Source organism: Gordonia jacobaea, from assembly GCF_965344965.1.
GTDB classification, from domain to species: domain Bacteria; phylum Actinomycetota; class Actinomycetes; order Mycobacteriales; family Mycobacteriaceae; genus Gordonia; species Gordonia jacobaea.
On record NZ_CBDRLS010000001.1, the window covers coordinates 466,927 to 484,237 of the forward strand.

Annotated in this window: 16 protein-coding genes; 7 read left to right on the forward strand and 9 right to left on the reverse strand. The window is 65.7% G+C overall.

Annotated features, from left to right (window positions below; translation table 11 throughout):
- The first annotated feature begins 88 nt into the window (after positions 1 to 88).
- Both ACRVY7_RS02075 and ACRVY7_RS02080 read left to right on the forward strand, forming a co-directional pair.
- Positions 89 to 799 carry an HAD family hydrolase gene (locus ACRVY7_RS02075; protein WP_431815810.1) on the forward strand — a complete coding sequence of 237 codons (711 nt, stop codon included), beginning with the start codon at positions 89 to 91 and terminating at the stop codon, positions 797 to 799.
- A complete protein-coding gene (locus ACRVY7_RS02080; protein WP_049697972.1) occupies positions 796 to 3,150 on the forward strand; it encodes a glycoside hydrolase family 65 protein in 2,355 nt (784 codons plus the stop codon). The genes ACRVY7_RS02075 and ACRVY7_RS02080 overlap by 4 nt, the downstream gene beginning before the upstream one ends.
- Before the next feature lie 25 nt (positions 3,151 to 3,175).
- On the opposite strand, the gene ACRVY7_RS02085 is transcribed toward ACRVY7_RS02080, so the two are convergent.
- Positions 3,176 to 4,291 carry an alpha/beta hydrolase gene (locus ACRVY7_RS02085; protein WP_049697971.1) on the reverse strand — a complete coding sequence of 372 codons (1,116 nt, stop codon included), beginning with the start codon at positions 4,289 to 4,291 and terminating at the stop codon, positions 3,176 to 3,178.
- The gene (locus ACRVY7_RS02090) at positions 4,285 to 4,518 is read right to left on the reverse strand and encodes a hypothetical protein (protein ID WP_431815811.1); all 234 of its coding nucleotides are present in this window, start codon (positions 4,516 to 4,518) and stop codon (positions 4,285 to 4,287) included. Before ACRVY7_RS02090 ends, ACRVY7_RS02085 begins: the two co-directional genes overlap by 7 nt.
- Before the next feature lies 1 nt (position 4,519).
- Here ACRVY7_RS02090 and metG point away from each other — a divergent pair, with 1 nt between their 5' ends.
- The 3 genes from metG to ACRVY7_RS02105 are packed head-to-tail and all read left to right on the forward strand — an operon-like array spanning position 4,520 to position 8,520.
- The gene (gene metG, locus ACRVY7_RS02095; RefSeq protein WP_431815812.1) at positions 4,520 to 6,091 is read left to right on the forward strand and encodes a methionine--tRNA ligase; all 1,572 of its coding nucleotides are present in this window, start codon (positions 4,520 to 4,522) and stop codon (positions 6,089 to 6,091) included.
- Positions 6,092 to 6,110: 19 nt separating this feature from the next.
- Complete coding sequence (locus ACRVY7_RS02100) at positions 6,111 to 7,292, forward strand: aminodeoxychorismate synthase component I (protein ID WP_431815813.1); 1,182 nt, start codon at positions 6,111 to 6,113, stop codon at positions 7,290 to 7,292.
- Positions 7,293 to 7,302: 10 nt separating this feature from the next.
- On the forward strand, positions 7,303 to 8,520 hold the full coding sequence (locus ACRVY7_RS02105; RefSeq protein WP_431815814.1) for a GAF domain-containing protein: 1,218 nt from the start codon (positions 7,303 to 7,305) through the stop codon (positions 8,518 to 8,520).
- Positions 8,521 to 8,569: 49 nt separating this feature from the next.
- Here ACRVY7_RS02105 and rsmI read toward each other — a convergent pair whose 3' ends face one another.
- Entirely contained in the window at positions 8,570 to 9,445 is an 876-nt protein-coding gene (gene rsmI, locus ACRVY7_RS02110; protein WP_431815815.1) for a 16S rRNA (cytidine(1402)-2'-O)-methyltransferase, read from the reverse strand.
- Between the two features lie 29 nt (positions 9,446 to 9,474).
- Here rsmI and ACRVY7_RS02115 point away from each other — a divergent pair, with 29 nt between their 5' ends.
- Positions 9,475 to 11,097 (forward strand): dolichyl-phosphate-mannose--protein mannosyltransferase, encoded by a 1,623-nt coding sequence (locus ACRVY7_RS02115; RefSeq protein WP_431815816.1) that lies wholly within the window; start codon positions 9,475 to 9,477, stop codon positions 11,095 to 11,097.
- A gap of 66 nt (positions 11,098 to 11,163) precedes the next feature.
- On the opposite strand, the gene ACRVY7_RS02120 is transcribed toward ACRVY7_RS02115, so the two are convergent.
- The 6 genes from ACRVY7_RS02120 to ACRVY7_RS02145 all read right to left on the reverse strand — a co-directional run bounded on the left by ACRVY7_RS02120 (position 11,164) and on the right by ACRVY7_RS02145 (position 16,628).
- The gene (locus tag ACRVY7_RS02120) at positions 11,164 to 11,550 is read right to left on the reverse strand and encodes a GntR family transcriptional regulator (protein ID WP_431816376.1); all 387 of its coding nucleotides are present in this window, start codon (positions 11,548 to 11,550) and stop codon (positions 11,164 to 11,166) included.
- Between the two features lie 8 nt (positions 11,551 to 11,558).
- The gene (locus ACRVY7_RS02125; RefSeq protein WP_431815817.1) at positions 11,559 to 12,794 is read right to left on the reverse strand and encodes an arginine deiminase; all 1,236 of its coding nucleotides are present in this window, start codon (positions 12,792 to 12,794) and stop codon (positions 11,559 to 11,561) included.
- A gap of 46 nt (positions 12,795 to 12,840) precedes the next feature.
- Positions 12,841 to 14,067: an MFS transporter gene (locus tag ACRVY7_RS02130; RefSeq protein ID WP_431815818.1), complete on the reverse strand. Its 1,227-nt coding sequence runs from the start codon at positions 14,065 to 14,067 to the stop codon at positions 12,841 to 12,843.
- 5 nt (positions 14,068 to 14,072) lie between these two features.
- The gene (locus tag ACRVY7_RS02135; protein ID WP_064869492.1) at positions 14,073 to 15,080 is read right to left on the reverse strand and encodes a patatin-like phospholipase family protein; all 1,008 of its coding nucleotides are present in this window, start codon (positions 15,078 to 15,080) and stop codon (positions 14,073 to 14,075) included.
- Positions 15,081 to 15,118: 38 nt separating this feature from the next.
- A complete protein-coding gene (gene soxR, locus ACRVY7_RS02140; RefSeq protein WP_049697962.1) occupies positions 15,119 to 15,565 on the reverse strand; it encodes a redox-sensitive transcriptional activator SoxR in 447 nt (148 codons plus the stop codon).
- Positions 15,566 to 15,764: 199 nt separating this feature from the next.
- Positions 15,765 to 16,628, reverse strand: coding sequence for a universal stress protein (locus ACRVY7_RS02145; RefSeq protein WP_049697961.1), 864 nt, complete (start codon positions 16,626 to 16,628; stop codon positions 15,765 to 15,767).
- Positions 16,629 to 16,936: 308 nt separating this feature from the next.
- On the opposite strand from ACRVY7_RS02145, the gene ACRVY7_RS02150 reads away from it, so the two are divergent.
- Entirely contained in the window at positions 16,937 to 17,197 is a 261-nt protein-coding gene (locus ACRVY7_RS02150; protein WP_431815819.1) for a hypothetical protein, read from the forward strand.
- Positions 17,198 to 17,311 lie beyond the last annotated feature (114 nt).

Here is a 17,311-nt window from a genome sequence, read left to right on the forward strand (position 1 = left end):
GCCGGGCACTGGCGCGACGCGCCTGGCTCGACGTGTGGTCTGTGCGCATACCGCGCCGTGAACTCCCCAGGCGGGTAGCGTGTCGGACGTGTTGGGTTTGCCAGAACAGATCTCGGTCGCCCTATTCGACCTCGACGGTGTTCTCACGAGTACCGCCGTCCTACATCGCGTTGCGTGGAAAGCCGCCTTCGACGACTTCCTACGTGACCGCGACGGCGACGACTTCGTGCCGTTCACCGAACAGGACTACCTCGACTACGTCGACGGTCGTCCACGCGAGGACGGTGTGCGCGCGTTCTTGTCGTCACGCGGCATCGACGATGTCGATGAGGCGACGACCGAGCGAATCGGCTCGGAGAAGAACGCGATGTTCCTGGACAAACTCTCCAGTGACGGCGTGAATCCCTATCCCGGGTCGGTGCGTTATCTGCAGGCCGCCCAGGAAGCCGGGCTACGCATCGCAGTGGTGACATCGTCGAAGAACGGAGAGGCCGTACTCGACGCTGCAGGACTGTCGAAGTACGTGGAAGTGCGTGTCGACGGACAGGAAACGGCCGCACGTGGACTGCGCGGGAAACCCGCGCCCGACTCATTTCTCTTGGGGGCAGAATTGATGGGCGTCGAACCGACGGCAGCAGCCGTCTTCGAGGACGCGATCTCAGGTGTACAGGCAGGCGTGGCAGGCCACTTCGGCTACGTCGTCGGTATCGACCGAGTCGGCGGCACCCAGGCTGAGGCGATGCGCACCACGGGCGCCGACATCGTCGTCAACGATCTCGACGAGCTGATCCCCGCATGAGCCGCACCACAGAACAGACCACCGGATTCGACATCGATCCGTGGCAGTTGCACTGGCGCGGAGTCGATCTCGAGAAGCTCGGGCGAAACGAGACGCTGTTCGCCCTGTCCAACGGCCACATCGGACTACGTGGGAGCTTCGAAGAGGGTGAGCCGGTCGACCATCCCGGCACCTACCTCAACGGCTTCTATGAACTGCGGGATCTGCCGTACGCCGAAAGCGGCTACGGCTACCCCGAATCCGGCCAGACCGTCGTCAATGTGACCGACGGCAAGATCATTCGCCTCCTCGTCGAGGACGAGCCGATGGATCTGCGATACGGCCGCACCGAAGAACACTCGCAGACACTCGATTTCCGTACCGGAACGCTGCGTCGCAACACTCTCTGGACCTCGCCGACCGGCCGCACGGTGCGTATCAAGTCCGAGCGGCTTGTGTCGTTCACCAAACGCACCATCGCCGCGATCCACTACGAAGTGGAGCCCGTCGGCGAAGACATGAAGATCGTGCTGCAGTCCGATCTGCTCGCCAACGAGCCGGTTCCGGTGCCGGGCAACGATCCCCGACTCGCCGCAGCACTTGAGTCGCCACTGGTCTCCGACCTCGCAACGTGTCGCAACTACTGGGGCATCCTGGTGCACCACACCAAACAGTCCGGGTTGCACATGGCGGCAGGCATGGATCATCAGATCGACTTCCCCGGCGCGGCAGACAGTTTCATCCGTGCCGACGACGATCTGGCCCGGCTGACCATCGCGGCGAACGTTCCGGAAGGAACGTCGTTGAAGATGACCAAGTACATCGGATACGGGTGGTCGGCGCGACGGTCGGTTCCCGCGCTTCGTGCGCAGGTCGACGCCGCACTCGCCATGGCAATGGAGACCGGCTGGGAATCGTTGAAGGCGATGCAGACCGCCTACATGGACGACTTCTGGCGCGACGCCGACATCGAACTCGACGGCGATCCCGAGGTTCAGCAGGCGGTGCGCTTCGCGCTCTTCCACGTGCTGCAGGCCGGTGCGCGCGGACAGTCACGCGCGATCCCGGCGAAGGGACTCACCGGACCGGGATACGACGGCCACACCTTCTGGGACACCGAGAGTTTCATCCTGCCCATGCTGACCTACACCGTGCCGGCGGCAGCAGGTGAGGAATTGCGTTGGCGCCATTCGACGATGGACAAGGCGAAGTCACGCGCAGCAGAACTCGGACAGCGCGGCGCCATGTTCCCGTGGCGCTCGATCAATGGTGACGAGTGTTCGGGCTACTGGCCTGCTGGTACCGCGGGTGTGCACGTCAGCGCCGACATCGCCAACGCGACCGCACGCTACATGCGCGCCACCGAGGACGAACAGTTCGAAACCGAGTGCGGCGTCGAGCTTCTCGTCGAGATCGCCCGTCTCTTCGCCGGCCTCGGGCATCACGACGTCAACGGACACTTCCGGCTCGACGGTGTGACCGGACCCGACGAGTACACCGCCGTCGTCAACAACAACGTGTTCACCAATCTCGCTGCGCAACTGGCACTTCGCGACGGCGTGGCCTGGGTCCATCGCCGCCCCGATCTCGCGCAGAAGTACGGCGTGACGAATGCTGAAGCGGCGCACTGGGAATCGTGCGCCGACGACATGACGATCCCGTACGACGACGCACTGGGAGTCCACCAGCAGTGCGAGGCGTTCACTCTGCTCGGCGCGTGGGATTTCGCGGCGTCGGTCGGCAAATACCCACTGCTGCTGAACTACCCGTACTACGACCTGTACCGCAAACAGGTGGTCAAGCAAGCCGACCTCGTGTTCGCGATGTACATGTTCGGCCGGGCGTTCACCGAGGAACAGAAGCTCCGCAACTTCGACTACTACTATCCGCTCACCGTTCGCGACTCCTCGCTGTCGGCGTGCTGTGAGGCCGTCACGGCTGCCGAGGTGGGCTACCTTGACCTCAGTTACGACCTCCTCGCCGAATCGGTCTTCACCGATCTTCACGACCTGCACAGCAACGTCAGCAGTGGTCTGCACATCGCCGCGCTCGCGGGTGCGTGGATGGACTGCGTCGCGGGATTCGGCGGCATGCGCGACTTCGGTGGCCACATCACGTTTGCGCCCCGGCTCCCACCGCGACTGACCTACATGTCCTTCCGTATGACGGTGCGGGATTCGAAGATCGTCGTCGCCGTCGACAAGAAGACCGCGACGTACCGCTTGCTCTCCGGTCCGAAGATCGACCTCGCGCACCACGGTGAGAAGTTCACGCTCACCGCGGAGCACCCGGTGACGCGCGACATCGCGGAGATCGAACATCGCGAGCCACCGAAGGCGCCGGTGGGCTGCGAGCCGTATCACCGAGACTGACTCCCGGGTGGCCGAGCCCGACGCCTCAGTGCGTCGGCTTGGCCTCCGGGTCAGCCTTGATGTTGCGCGCGATGCGCGTCCGCAGTTCTCTCAGAACGTCTTTCGACGCCTCCGCCCACGGCATCAGGATCGGGAAGACGTGGAACATTCCGCGACCCTCGTATCCGTACACGCCGACACCGTTGGCCTCGAGTTTCCCGACGAAGTCGCGGATGCCGTCGCGGAACATCTCGTACTCGCCCCAGCAGACGAACGTCGGGGGAAACCAGTCGGGACTCGGTTCGGCGTAGACGATCGACACCCTGACGTCGTTGGGCTGCACGCCGTGCAGGTAGGGAGTGACCGGGATGCTCCACGGCAGGATGTCGTACTTGGCGTTCTCGGTCACCGAGGCGTTGTCGAGGTCGAGGTCGATCTCGGGCGAGAACAGCGCGAGCGCCGCCGGCCGAGGCATGCCCTGGTTGTGCAGATAGCTGATCAACGACGTCGCGAGACCACCACCGCCGGAATCTCCCGCCACCATTAGGTGATCGGCGTCGATTCCCCGGTCGAGTAGGCCCTGGTAGACGTCGGCGGCGTCGAGAACTCCTGCGGGAAAGGGGAACTCGGGTGCCATTCGGTAGTCCGGGATGAAGATCTCGAAACCGGTGATCCGAACCAGCGCTGCGGCGAATGCCGAGTACATGATCGGCGTCGTACCGATGTATCCACCACCGTGCAGGTACAGAACAGTTGCCCCGATGGATTCCTTGGTTTCGTCGTCGTCGACGAATTCGTCGCTGCTGGCCTTGGCACGGCACCAGATTCCCGACACGCCGTTGATCTCGTCTTCGGAGATGTCGACCTTGCCCGCGAGTTCGATGACCGGCGGCAGGACGACGTTGCAGATGTCGTCGAGCGCTTTCTCCATCGAACGGAACTCCTCGATGGGCAATCCCATCGAGTACCCCATGAACGCGCGAATGGTGTTCCTGGTGACGGACTGGCCGACGTTGTCGAGGAAGCCGGCAGGCCCCTTCCACGGTTTTGAGAAGGGCACTCGCGCGAGACCGTTCAGCAGACTCTCGCCGAGGCCAACCATCGTCAACGCCGCGACGGGCTTGGATGCGGTCTCCACCTCGGGTCGATCAGCCATCACCATGCGGTCAGAATACGGGACGTGTCACTTCGATCGGCCTCGATGAACGCACGGTCGGCTGTCTCGAGCGCCCAGTCGGCACGATCTGGCGCACAGTCGGCTGTCTCGAGCACCCAGTCGGCGTTCAGGAGCGCCCAGTCGGCCGCCTCGAGCGCCCAGTCGGCCGTCCCCGAGCGCGCGGTCGACGCGGGGCGCTCGGGCGTCGGGCGACCAAGTATCCTGGCAGGCACTATGCCCACTGATCTGACCAGCACCGACACGCGTACATCACACGGCGCCGGGCGTCCGTACTACATCACGACGGCCATCGCCTACCCCAACGGCGCACCGCACATCGGGCACGCCTATGAGTACATCTCGGCCGACGCACTCGCCCGGTTCAAGCGTCTCGACGGATTCGACGTCCGATTCCTCACCGGAACCGACGTGCACGGGCAGAAGATGCAGCAGACCGCGGAGAAAGAGGGCATCCCGACGGCGGAGCTGGCCAAGCGCAACTCCGATCGCTTCCAGGCTCTCCAGGACCGCCTCGGCTCCAGCTACGAGCGCTTCATCCGAACCTCCGACGACGACCACAAGCGCGCGTCGGAAGTCATCTGGAAGCGCATGGCCGACACGGGCGACATCTACCTCGACACCTATTCGGGCTGGTACGACGTCCGTGACGAGACCTTCTACGCCGAGACTGACACCACGGTCAACGACGCGGGCGAGCGCGTGGCCTCCGACAACGGGCATGTCCTGACCTGGACCGAGGAGCAGACCTACTTCTTCCGACTCTCGGCGTATCAGGATCGACTGCTCGAACTGTACGAATCGCACCCGGAGTTCATCGGACCGGATGTCCGACGCAACGAGGTGGTCAGCTTCGTCAAGGGCGGCCTCACCGACCTGTCGGTCTCGCGCACCACGTTCGACTGGGGTGTCCCGGTGCCCGGGCATCCCGATCACGTCATGTACGTGTGGGTCGACGCGCTGACCAACTACCTCACCGGCGTCGGCTTCCCCGACGACGCCGCGACGTTCGAGCGGTACTGGCCCGCCGATCTGCACGTGATCGGCAAAGACATCATCCGCTTCCACTGCGTCTACTGGCCGGCGTTTCTGATGAGCGCAGGAATCGAACTGCCCAAGCGGGTCTTCGCGCACGGCTTCTTGTTCAACAAGGGCGAGAAGATGAGCAAGTCGCTCGGCAACGTCGTCGATCCGGAGAGCCTCCTCGACGAGTTCGGCCTCGACCAACTCCGCTACTTCCTGCTGCGCGAGGTGCCCTACGGCCAGGACGGCTCGTACTCCGCCGAGAGCATGACCGCACGCGTCAACGCCGACCTCGCCAACGAGTTCGGCAACCTCGCGCAGCGCACGCTGTCGATGATCGGCAAGTACTTCGACGGTGCGGTCCCGACCCCCGGCGCCTACACCGACGCCGACTCCGAGATCCTCGACGCCACAACCGAACTGCTGCCGCGCGTGCGCGACAACTTCGACGTGCAGGCGATCCATCTGGGACTGGAGGCACTGTGGTCGGTGCTGGCGCAGACCAATCGGTACATCTCGGCACAGGAACCGTGGAAGCTCGCGAAGACCGACCTCGAGCGGACGGGCACCGTGCTCTACGTGTGCGCAGAGGTGGTTCGCGTCGTCGCACTGCTGGCGCAGCCGGTCATGCCGACGTCGTGCAACGCGCTGCTCGACCTACTGGCTGTCGGCGACGATCGACAGTTCACAACCGTCGACGACCGTCTCACGCCCGGAACCCAATTGCCCAAGCCCACAGTGATTTTCCCGCGCCGCGACGCGTGAGCCGGTGTGCGGTGACGCGTTGACCCCGACCGCGACGGACCTGCTGCGCACGCTGCAGGTAACGACCGCGCGTCGCGGATCACCGCCTCCCGCAGCCCTTGTGGGTGACTGGTGGGACGCCGACGCGGTCATCGCGCCGTCGATCGAGTTGCGCCCAGGTCATGCACCGCCCGATCGTCCCGACCGATTCTGGTTGGGATACCTGGGTTTTCCGGTGCGCGGCGTCGAATCTGCATTGCCGACGATCGCCGGTGGTGAGACCGACCACCTCCTGGTACTCAGGGACGGGCGCTGGCAGCACGTCAGCGCCTCCGGCACCGGGCTGCCCGACTGGGTGCGCGAGGTATTGGCCGATGCCGCAACGGAAGTCGACGACTCGACCCGAGGGTGGTCGACCCGGTGGGAACCGCCAGACCCTCGACCACACCTGGCAGCGATCGAACACTGTCTCGAGGCCATCAGCGCCGGTGAGATCTATCAGGCATGCCTGTGTACCCGATTCACCGGAACGCTCACCGGATCTGCGTGCGGGTTCTTCGCAGATCTCGCGTCGCACACCCGACCCGCCAAATCTGCTTTCCTACAGGGTGATTGGGGCGCAGTGGCGAGCTTCTCCCCCGAGACCTTCCTGTCCCGACGTGGCGAGCGTGTGTGGTCGGCACCCATCAAGGGCACGATCGCCGCGGGCGACGACCCGACGGTACTGGCGGCGTCGTCGAAGGACATCGCCGAGAACATCATGATCGTCGACCTCGTGCGCAACGACCTTGGTCGTGTGGCATGCACCGGGTCTGTGCGCGTCGAGAGGCTGCTCGAGGTCGTCGGCGCGCCGGGCGTGTGGCACCTCGTCTCGCGGGTCGGGGCACAACTGCCGCCGGAGATCGGCAACGTAGCGTTACTCGATGCCACCTTCCCTCCGGCTTCGGTCACCGGAACTCCAAAACTCAGGGCAATGCAACTGCTGGCCGACTGGGAGCGCGACCCACGCGGGGTGTACTGCGGGGCAGTCGGATTGGCAGGTCCAGCAGGCCTGCTCGATCTCAACGTCGCGATCCGGACAGTCGAGATCGCACCCGACTGCTCGATGGCGCTGGGCGTCGGTGGCGGCATCACCGCCGATTCGGATCCGCATCGTGAATGGCAGGAATGCCTCGACAAAGCCGCAAGTGTGATCAACGCGCGACCGAGTGTGCTCGGCTAACGTTATCGATATGAATTGGGCCGCGACCGTCCAGCAGGCCGCCGAGATCACCACCGACCTCGCCGATATCCGAGCCTCGATCATCAGTGAATCACTCGACGCTGACGCGGCGGGCTCCACACAGACTCAGCACCGCTATCCGGACAACTACACGCCCCCGACATCAGTTCTCGAATCGTGGCTGCGCGCCCGCGCCCGCGGACACCGACGCGACACTCATCAACCCGAACTGGTCAATGCCGACGAACTCGACCGTCGCCGTGAACAGAGTCCGCTTCGGCACGCGTCGACGGCAGCCCGGGCGATCGTCGAGGCAAGCGCCGACGAGTCCGAGCTAGTCTTCGGGATGTTCGACGCCGACGGCGTGATGCTGTGGGGACAAGCCGATTCCCGACTCCGCGACGCGGCGCACGGGTTGCACATCACCGAGGGTGCGCGCTGGGATGAAGAATCGGCCGCAACGACCGTGGTGGGGCAGGTACTCGCCGACCCCAGACCGCAGCGCGTCTACCCCGCCGAGCACTACGCGAAGGCACTGGGCGACTGGTACTGCACGGGAGCTCCCGTCCTCGATCGGGTCACCGGCGACGTCGCCGGGGTGATTGCCTTCGGAGGGCAGATGAATGCCGTCCAGCCCGCGACGCTCATGCTTGCAGCGTCTGTCGCCGAGTTCTGCGCCCGCGACGTCTCTGACGAACACCAGCGCAGACTGAGCACGTTGCGTGAGACCGGCGGAAAGACGTTGTCCGCCTTCAAGGCTGCGCTACTCGTCGACGACGACGGTCTCGTCGCAGACAGCCGCGGAGTGATCGCCCCGACCAGGATCGCCCCACCGAGCGACGGTGAGCTGCGCTTCGTGACGGGGCTCGGTGTGTGCGTCGCCGAGCGCATCGTCGGCGGCTGGGTGGTACGCCCGGCAGGACCGCCGGGTCCGATTCTCATCGAGCTCGACCTCCGCGGCGAACCGTCGATTCATGTCACCGACGGTCCCGACCACATCACCATCGTCATCACGCGACGTCACGCGCAGATCCTGCTACTGCTTTCCGACGCCGGGCGTGCGGGCCTCACGTCTGCGGAGTTGAGCAAGATGCTGTTCGGCGACGCGACCCACGAGGTGTCGGTGCGGTCCGAGATGTCGCGCCTGCGCCGGGCCGTCGGCACCCTCGTGGCCAGTCGGCCGTACCGGCTTGCCACCGACGTGACGCTGACCGTCGTCCCCGACTAACGGTCGGCTGATTGTCCAGCAGTCCCGGTTAGCTCGGTGACCTGCGACGCTAGTCCGTCTCGGTGCGTGCGGCCAGTACCGCCTCGTAGATGTCCCGCCGCGACACGCCCGTACCCTCTGTGACCTGCGCGCAGGCTTCCTTGAGTCGTAGACCACCCGCGACGAGCTGTTCGGCCTGTTCGACGAGGTCGTCGACGGCCGGTACCCGACGTTCCCCCGGCGCCAAGACGACGGTGATCTCGCCACGGACGCCCTCGGCCGCCCACTGCGCGAGGTCGGCGAGCGGGCCCCGACGGATCTCCTCGTACGTTTTCGTCAGTTCCCGACACACCGCCGCCTCGCGATCGGGTCCGAGAACGTCGACGGCGTCGACGAGGGTGTCGGCGAGGCGGTGGGGTGAATCGAAGAAGACCACGGTGCGCGGTTCGTCGACGAACTGGGTCAGCCAGTCGAGCCGTGCCTGATGTTTGCGTGGCGCGAAACCCTCGAAGCAGAAGCGGTCCGACGGTAGGCCGGAGACCGCGAGCGCAGTGGTCACCGCCGACGGTCCGGGCAGCGCGGTGACCCGCAGACCCGCCGCCGCACATGCTGCGACGATCCTGTGGCCCGGATCGCTGACCGATGGCATGCCGGCATCGGTGACCAGTAGCACTGTGCTTCCGGCGCGGATCGCGTCGAGGAGCGCCGGGGTCCGTGCCGCCTCGACCTGGTCGTAGTAGCTGACGACGTTTCCGGTGATCGTCACGTCGAGCGCTTGGGCCAGAGCGCGAGTGCGTCGGGTGTCCTCGGCCGCCACGATGTCGGCGGTCGCGAGCGCGTGCCGCAGACGCGACGACGCGTCGTCGACCTGACCCATCGGGGTCGCGGCCAGGACGAGTCGACCGTTGCCCGTGTCGGTGTCGGACGCGTCCGGAGCGGGAATCATGCGAATCACTGTACGAGCGGGACATTACGATGGTCCGGGTGACCATCGTCGACGGACCCATCGCTGCGCCCGCCGTCGATCCGACACCCGCTCGCGGACGCCTGCTCAAGGTGGCCGCGCTGCGTTCGACGCGGGTCCGACCCGACCCCGAAATCGAGGTGCCACTCTTCGGCGCACCCGACCGGACGCGTGGCCTGATCGTCGGCCTGATCATCACTCTGGTGGCCACCGCCACCCGTTTCTGGGGGCTGAACCACCCGACAGACCAGGGCACACCGGTCTTCGATGAGAAGCACTACGTTCCGCAGGGCTGGCAGGTGCTGACCGGCGGCAACTGGATCGAGGACAATCCGGCCTACGGACTCGTCGTACATCCACCGGCCGGCAAGTGGCTGTTGGCCGTCGGCGAGTGGATGTTCGGATACAGTCCGCTCGGTTGGCGGGTCATGTCCGCGGTCGCGGGCGTCGCGATCGTGGTGATGATCTACCGGGTCGTGCGTCGAATGGCACGGTCGACACTCATCGGAGCTATCGCCGCGGTATTCGCGATCTGCGACGGCGTGCTGTTCGTGCAGTCACGCATGGGCATGCTCGACATCTTCCAGTGCCTGTTCGTGGTCGCGGCATTCACGGCGGTGATCTGCGACCGCGACCAGGTACGCGAGCGGATGTTCAACGCCTACCTCGACGGCCGCATCAACGACTCACAGTTCGGACCTCGCCTGGGCTTCCGGTGGTACCGCTTCACCGCGGGGGTGATGCTCGGGCTGACGTGTGCGACGAAGTGGTCGGGCATCTACTACATCATCTTCTTCGGCCTGCTGGTGATCGGATTCGACGTCGCGGCGCGCAAGGCCTATCACGTTCGACGCCCCTGGGCGGGCGCGCTGGTTCGCGACGCCGTGCCCGGCGTCGCGAGCCTCGTCGTGATGCCGATCGCCATCTACTTCGCGAGCTTCGTCCCGTGGTTCACGAGCGAGACGTCGGTGTACCGCTACCAGGTCGGCAACACGATCGGAACCGACGGACCGTACGCGTGGGTGCCCGGCGCGTGGCGTTCGCTCTTGTACTACGAGGCCGGGGTGCTCAAGTTCCACGCCGGTCTGACGAACTCGGCCGGTAACCACCACCCCTGGGAGTCCAAGCCGTGGACGTGGCCCATGAGCCTGCGCCCCATGCTGTACGCGCTGGAGAACGGACCCGACCAATGTGGCGGCGGCCAATGTGTCCGCGCCCAGATGCTGATCGGGTCACCGGCAATGTGGTGGCTCGCGCTTCCGATGCTGCTCTGGGGGTTGTGGGCCTTCCTGATCCGACGCGACTGGCGCTACGCCGCGGTGATCGTCGGATACGGCGCGGGCTTTCTGCCGTGGTTCGCCGAACTCGACCGCCAGATGTACTTCTTCTACGCGACGGTCCTGGCACCGTTCCTCGTGATGGGCCTGGCCCTGTGTTGTGGCGACATACTGCGAGCCACCAGATCGTCGCCGACCAGACCCCGGCCGGAACGGCAGGTTCTCGGCATCATCGTCGTCGCGATCTATATCGGGCTGGTCGTCGCGAACTTCGCCTGGCTGTGGCCGATCCTGACCGCCAGTCCCATCTCGCCCGAGGAATGGCACCAACAGATCTGGCTGCCTAGCTGGGGCTGACGCGCGGGCGGGGGTGGTTTCGACAGGCTCAACCAGCGGCGGGGCGCTCAACCAGCGGGGGGCCGCTCAGCCAGCGGGATGCTCGTCGCCGCCGACGGCCCGCGTGACCAGGTCGACGATCGTGGCGTCGTCGACTCCCATCGCACGCAGCGCGGCGACGTGGTCGACGGTGGCGCGCTGGGCGTCGTCGAGCGTCGTGTTCGATCCGGCTTTGATGAATGTTCCGCGTCGGCCCCTGGTCTCGATGATCCCGGCGGCCTCGAGTTCGCGATAGCTTTTCGCGACCGTGTTGGGGGCGAGGTCGAGGTCGGCGGCCAGTGCGCGCACCGTCGGAAGCCGTTCTCCGACAAGCAGTTGGCCCCGTGTGATGAGGTCGATGACGCCGAGGCGGACCTGTTCGAAGGGTGCGCGATCGGAGTCGTGGTCGATGGCGAGCCGTGTGGCGAGGTCCATCGTCGACCTCAGAGCGGGTCCCGCGACAGCGGGCACGACATGCACCGTGGACCGCCGCGGCCGGAGCCGAGTTCGCGGCCCTCGATCTCGATCACCTCGATACCCGAGTCGACGAGTCTGCGGTTCGTCTCGACGTTGCGGTTGTAGGAGACGACGACACCCGGTTCGACAGCGAGAGTGTTGTTGCCGTCGTCCCACTGCTCACGCTCGGCGGTGACCGGGTCGAGGCCGGTGTCGATGACGCGGAGTTTGCCGATGCCCATCGCGTCCGCGGCCGCCTCCACGAACGGGCGCGGCCCGCTCACGTCGACGTCGCCGTCGCCGAGGTCGCGCAACGTGAATGCCGACATGCTGTCGCGGATGTTCGGATACATCACGACGGCATCGGCGTCGACCATGGTGCAGACCGTGTCGAGGTGCATGAATGCGCGCTGCTGCTCGATCGGAACCGCCAGCGCGGTGTGGGCCAGTCCGTCGGCGAACAGGCTGCGCGCCAAGGCTTCTGCGCCGGCGGGGGTGGTGCGTTCACCGACTCCCACGGCGACGACTCCTGGCGCCAGCAGCAGCACGTCGCCTCCTTCGACGGGTGCGACCTGCGATTCGTACGCGCGTCGCGCACCCGTGAACAGCGGGTGGTGCGCGTAGATCAGGTCGGTTAGTGAGGTCTCTCGCACGCGGGCGGGCAGCGCGAGTGAGGTGATCGCGAAGCGCGGCCCGATCCAGAACGAACTGTCGCGGGTGAACAGCAGATTGGGCAGCGGCGCTATGGCGAACTCCGGCCCGACGTGCATGCGGCGCACCAGCGACGCCGACTCCGCCGCCGGGGTCAACGGCAACTCGTCGAAGGTCATGCCGGCGGTCAACACGTCGGCGAGTTGTGGTGCGGGCAGGCCGCGCAGATACCCGGCCAGTTCTTCGGCAAGGTGCGGTCCGAGTAGTCGGGAGTTCACTGCTGCTGCGATTCCCTGGATTCGCGCGGCGCCGCTGTGATCGAGCGTCTCGGTGAGCAGATCGCCGAGGAGAAAGACGTCGACGCCGCGCGCGGTGAGTGCGGCCGCGAACTCGTCGTGCTCTTCTTGAGCGCGTGCGACCCAGGGCAAACCGTCGAACAGCAGTTGGTCGCTGTTGCGCGGGGTGAGGCGCAGCAGTTCGTCGCCGGGGCGGTGCAGCATCACCGCGCATAGTCGGCCGACCTCCGTGTTGGAGCCGAGTGTGTAGTCACCGCTGGCAGTCGACGCAGGCATGGATCAAATCTAGTCGCCGAGTGCCGCGCATGCTCGACGCCGAGCGTCAGGGTGCGTCGGGATCGGACTGCTGCGTCGGATGCAGTCGCGGGACGGCACCGACAACCTCGGGAGCCGACTCGCGGGCGAACAGCCATGCGACGAACGCAACGGCTGCCACCGCTCCGGTCAGCACGAATGCCGGGCCGAATCCGACACTTCCAGCAACGAACCCGACGATCAGTGGACCGGTGACCGCACCGAGATCTGACGACATGCTGTAGGCCGCGAGCGCCGAACCACCCTGACGTCTGGCGCCGAGAACGTCGGCGAGCGCGGCCTGATGAGTCGGGGCGAACAATCCCGATCCGACACCGGCGAACAGCGAGAGCACCAGCGCGAAGACGATATTCGGCGAAAACCCGAGCAGGGCTGTCGAGATCGCCATGATGGCGAGGCCGGGAAGCATCACCGGTCGGCGACCGAGCCTGTCGGACATCCTTCCCGCGACCAGAATCGCGGCGACGTTACCGGCCGCGTACACGGCGAGGACCACACCGGTCATGGCGGCCGACTCGTCGAGTCCCTCGGTGATGAAGAGCGGCACCACCGCGACGCGCACTCCCATCGACGCCCAGCCCTGTGTGAAGTTCGACGCGATGATCGCGCGGTAGGCGCTGTCGTGCAACGCGGTTCGCAGCGACATCGCACCTCGTTGCGGAACGTCGGAGACCTCGGGCGCCGCGGTGTCGCGCAGTTGCGTTGCGACGACCGCCGACGCGATCAACAGTGCGACGGCGTACACCACGAACGGCATGCGCAATCCGAACCCGACCAGCGCGCTGCCGATCAGTGGGCCGGTGATGTTACCGATCAGGAAGCCCGCGGAGAAGAACCCCGAGACCTTGCCGCGGATCTCGTTGGGCGACAACCTGATCAGCAGCGCCATCGCCGACACCGTGAACATCGTCGAACCGATACCGCCCGCACCACGGAACAGGAGAAGCTGAATGTAGTTCTGCGCGAACGCACATGCCAATGTGCTCGCCGCGACGATCAGCAGACCGGTCAGATAGATGCGACGTTCGCCGAGTACCGTCACCAGGCGTCCGGTGGCGGGCGCGAACACAAGGCGCATCACCGCGAACGCCGACACCACCGCAGACACCGCGGTGTAGCCGACGTCGAAACTGCGCGCGAAGGTCGGGAGCGCGGGCGCGATCAGACCGAAGCCGAGAGCGATGACCACGTTGGCAGCCAGCAGCACCCAGATCCCGCGAGGAATCTGCTTCACTCAGATCACGGCTCCTCCGGAAGCTTGTCGAGCGCTTCGGCGGTCAGTGCGCGACCCAGCTCGATCATCTCCGTGGCCTTGTGAAAATCCAACGTGCGCACGGCTTTACGTGGCACTCGAATCAGAATGTCCGGCGGGTATCCCGCGATCTGGTAGCGGGTCAGCGCGATCGACATGATGTCGAGAGAGCGCAGCAGGATCTCGATCCTGCCCATCGGAGCCGCTTTGGCACCGTCGTCGACCTCGCTCGCCGTTGACAGCGTCTCGACGTCGTCGGATCCGTCTGACCCGGCGGGCGCGTCCTCCTCGGGAGCGTCGTGGCTCCCGGAATCGTCGGCCTCGACGCCGAACCGTTCGCGCACCGAGCGCACCCAGTCGTTTTCCAACAACGGGGTGATGTTGCGGCGGATCACGCCCTTGGTCTTGGGCGCTCGACTCGCGCCGTGTTCTGCGCCCTCGTCGGCGTCGAGGACAACCCCGATCGTCACGTCGCTGCTGACCGCCGACGTCGGCGCGACGGGCAGTGGGTCGAGGATGCCGCCGTCTGCGAGGAGTCGACCGTCGACCTCGTGGGGCCGGATCACACCGGGGATCGCGATCGACGCCCGGATGGCGTCGACGAGGCTGCCCTTCTGGAACCACACCGGTCGACCCGCGGCGAGGTCGGTGGCGACCGCGGTGAACGGGATTTCGAGGTCTTCGATCACGGTGTCGCCAAGGATCTCGCGAACCCGCGCCAGGATGCGCTCGGCGCCGATCATCCCGCCCGGCTTGGACAGCGAGACGTCGAGCAAACGCATCACGTCGAGCTGCGACAAACCGCTGATCCAGTCGACGTAGTCGTCGAGACGCCCGGCACAGTAGAGCCCGCCGACCAGTGCACCCATCGATGATCCGGCGACGCTGACGATCTCGTACCCGCGTGCGTCGAGTTCGGTGACGACGCCGATGTGTGCGTAACCGCGAGCTCCCCCGCTACCCAGAGCGAGGGCCACGCGAGACGGTCGGGCCATGATGCTCAGCCTAACGATGACGTCCGACGCCGCACGCGTCAGTCGATCGGAAGCCGCCTCGGACCCGGACCCTGCCGGTTCAACTCATCGCCAGGGTTGAGCAGGTGGCACGCACCCAACGACAAGCAACCGCATCCGACGCACGAACCGATCATGTCGCGCATCGTCTCGAGTAGGTCGATGCGGTGATTGATGTCGGCGATCCACCGCTGCGACGCCGCCTCCCACATCGCGCGCGACGGCGACTCGTGATCGCCGAGCTCGGTGAACACCTCCCCGATCACCGCAAGCGGTATCCCCGCAGCCTGGGAGGCGCGGATGAACGCGACCCGCCGCAGCATCGCGCGGTGGTAGCGCCGCTGGTTGCCCGACGTGCGCCGCGAGAAGATCAGCCCCTGGTCTTCGTAGAACCGCACGGCCGACGGCGCGATGCCCGCGCGCTGCGCCAGCTCACCGACGGACAATTCGATCTTCTTCAGGCCCATAAAACGACAATAGGCGACTTCAAGTGAACTTGAAGTCGCCTTGCCCGCTGATCGAGCTTGTCGAGATCACACACCCGAGCCCGCCCACCCGCCGGACCTACCTAAATGTGTGTCCTATCGATAGATGTGGGTGCTGCAGCACCCAACTCCTTCGATTGGACACACATTTAGGGCGCGGCTCTCCGGTGGCCCAGCCCGGTCAGCTCCGGACGACCATCACGGGAGCGTTGGCTTCCCGCAGCACCTTCTGGCTCGTCGATCCCAGGAGCAGGCCGGTGAAGCCTCCGCGACCACGGCTGCCGACCACGATCAGCGACGCCTTGTCGCCTGCGGCGTCGAGCACGGCCTTGGCCGGGTCCTCGGGGATCACCTTCCGCTCGATCGTGACGTCGGGGAAGTCGGAGGCGAAGCCTGCCAGCCGCTCGGCGAGGGCCTCGACGGCATCCTGCGACATACGGGTGACCTCGTCGGGATCGATTCCGTAGCCGTGCAGGGCGTCGACGTCGAGCGGGGTCCAGGTGTGCACCGCGACGAGCGACACATTGCGCAGTGACGCCTGCCGAAATGCCTCCTTGATGGCGGCCTCGCTCACGGGCGAGTCGTCGATGCCGACGACGACAGGTCCGTCGGTGTTGCCCTCGCCGTCGATCACGACGACGCGGCCGTGGTGGTGTGCGGCAACGGTGATGCTCACGGAACCGAGGAAGAGTCCCTTCACGCTGCCGAGCTTGCGTGTTCCGACGACGATCAGTGCAGCGTCCTTGCCGAGCTCGAGCAGCACACGCGCAGCGTCACCGTCGACGATCGACGTATGGATGGTGATGTCGGGCGCAACTTCCTTGGCTGCGGCCGCAGCGCTCTGCACCGCATCGGTGGCGTCCTGCCGGATCGCATCGATCACGTCCTGCGGGATGATGAGCCCAGGCGCGTAGTCGCTCGTGCTCGCGTCGTAGACCCCGACCAGCTTGAGGTCGAGGTGCTCGAGTTCTGCTTCCTTGGCTGCCCAACGGACTGCTGCCGTTGCCGCTTCAGAACCGTCGACGCCGACGAGAATCGCATTCATCTGTTTTCCAACTCCTCACAACTGTCTGCTCAGTAACCCTCACCATCCATCGTGCCCGCCGACGGTTGCGAGGGCAATGGAACAAGGTCCCGAAGGTGCAGGCAGCACTGCTGCAATGACCGACAGATGTACGGTGAATGAACCGCCGCCTACATCCCGAACAGCCGCACCCTTCACCCGAACCGATTGGTGGTGACCCAAAAATGACTGGGCCGCAAGATAATTCGCACAGCGATCACACCGGTCGCACCGATGGCGAAGCAACCGGCAGCCCGTCACCGTCTGAGCCGAGTGAGTTCCGTCGCGCGATGACGTCGGTCGTGATCACGGTGTTCTTCACGGTCGCCATCGTGCTGGTCGCGGCCGCGTCATCTGGTGGCCTGCAGACGCTCCTGCTCATCGTCGCCCCGATCGTCGTACTGATCGCAGCGCTCACGACAGCGATACGCACGTACCGGGTCTGGCGCGCAGGCGGCCGCTGGCAGATCTGGCAGGGCGCAATGTGGTTCGAGTTCGCCTTCTTCGTCATCGTGCTGTTCAGCACGGCACCACTGCTGCTGGTGGATTGACACCCACCCACCAGTTCGGCACGACCCCTACCCCGCCACCGGAGTGGTGGCGGGGTGCAGATGGGTTGCGACACAACCAGATTCGACGTTGCGCCCGATTCGTTGGGCGGGCAG

Coding starts and splice junctions, on each gene's coding strand:
- ACRVY7_RS02080 (WP_049697972.1), top strand. CDS start 796: ATGAGCCGCACCACAGAACAGACCACCGGATTCGACATCGATCCGTGG.
- ACRVY7_RS02085 (WP_049697971.1), bottom strand. CDS start 4,291: ATGGTGATGGCTGATCGACCCGAGGTGGAGACCGCATCCAAGCCCGTC.
- metG (WP_431815812.1), top strand. CDS start 4,520: ATGCCCACTGATCTGACCAGCACCGACACGCGTACATCACACGGCGCC.
- ACRVY7_RS02105 (WP_431815814.1), top strand. CDS start 7,303: ATGAATTGGGCCGCGACCGTCCAGCAGGCCGCCGAGATCACCACCGAC.
- rsmI (WP_431815815.1), bottom strand. CDS start 9,445: ATGATTCCCGCTCCGGACGCGTCCGACACCGACACGGGCAACGGTCGA.
- ACRVY7_RS02115 (WP_431815816.1), top strand. CDS start 9,475: ATGGTCCGGGTGACCATCGTCGACGGACCCATCGCTGCGCCCGCCGTC.
- ACRVY7_RS02120 (WP_431816376.1), bottom strand. CDS start 11,550: ATGGACCTCGCCACACGGCTCGCCATCGACCACGACTCCGATCGCGCA.
- ACRVY7_RS02125 (WP_431815817.1), bottom strand. CDS start 12,794: ATGCCTGCGTCGACTGCCAGCGGTGACTACACACTCGGCTCCAACACG.
- ACRVY7_RS02135 (WP_064869492.1), bottom strand. CDS start 15,080: ATGGCCCGACCGTCTCGCGTGGCCCTCGCTCTGGGTAGCGGGGGAGCT.
- soxR (WP_049697962.1), bottom strand. CDS start 15,565: ATGGGCCTGAAGAAGATCGAATTGTCCGTCGGTGAGCTGGCGCAGCGC.
- ACRVY7_RS02145 (WP_049697961.1), bottom strand. CDS start 16,628: ATGAATGCGATTCTCGTCGGCGTCGACGGTTCTGAAGCGGCAACGGCA.
- ACRVY7_RS02150 (WP_431815819.1), top strand. CDS start 16,937: ATGACGTCGGTCGTGATCACGGTGTTCTTCACGGTCGCCATCGTGCTG.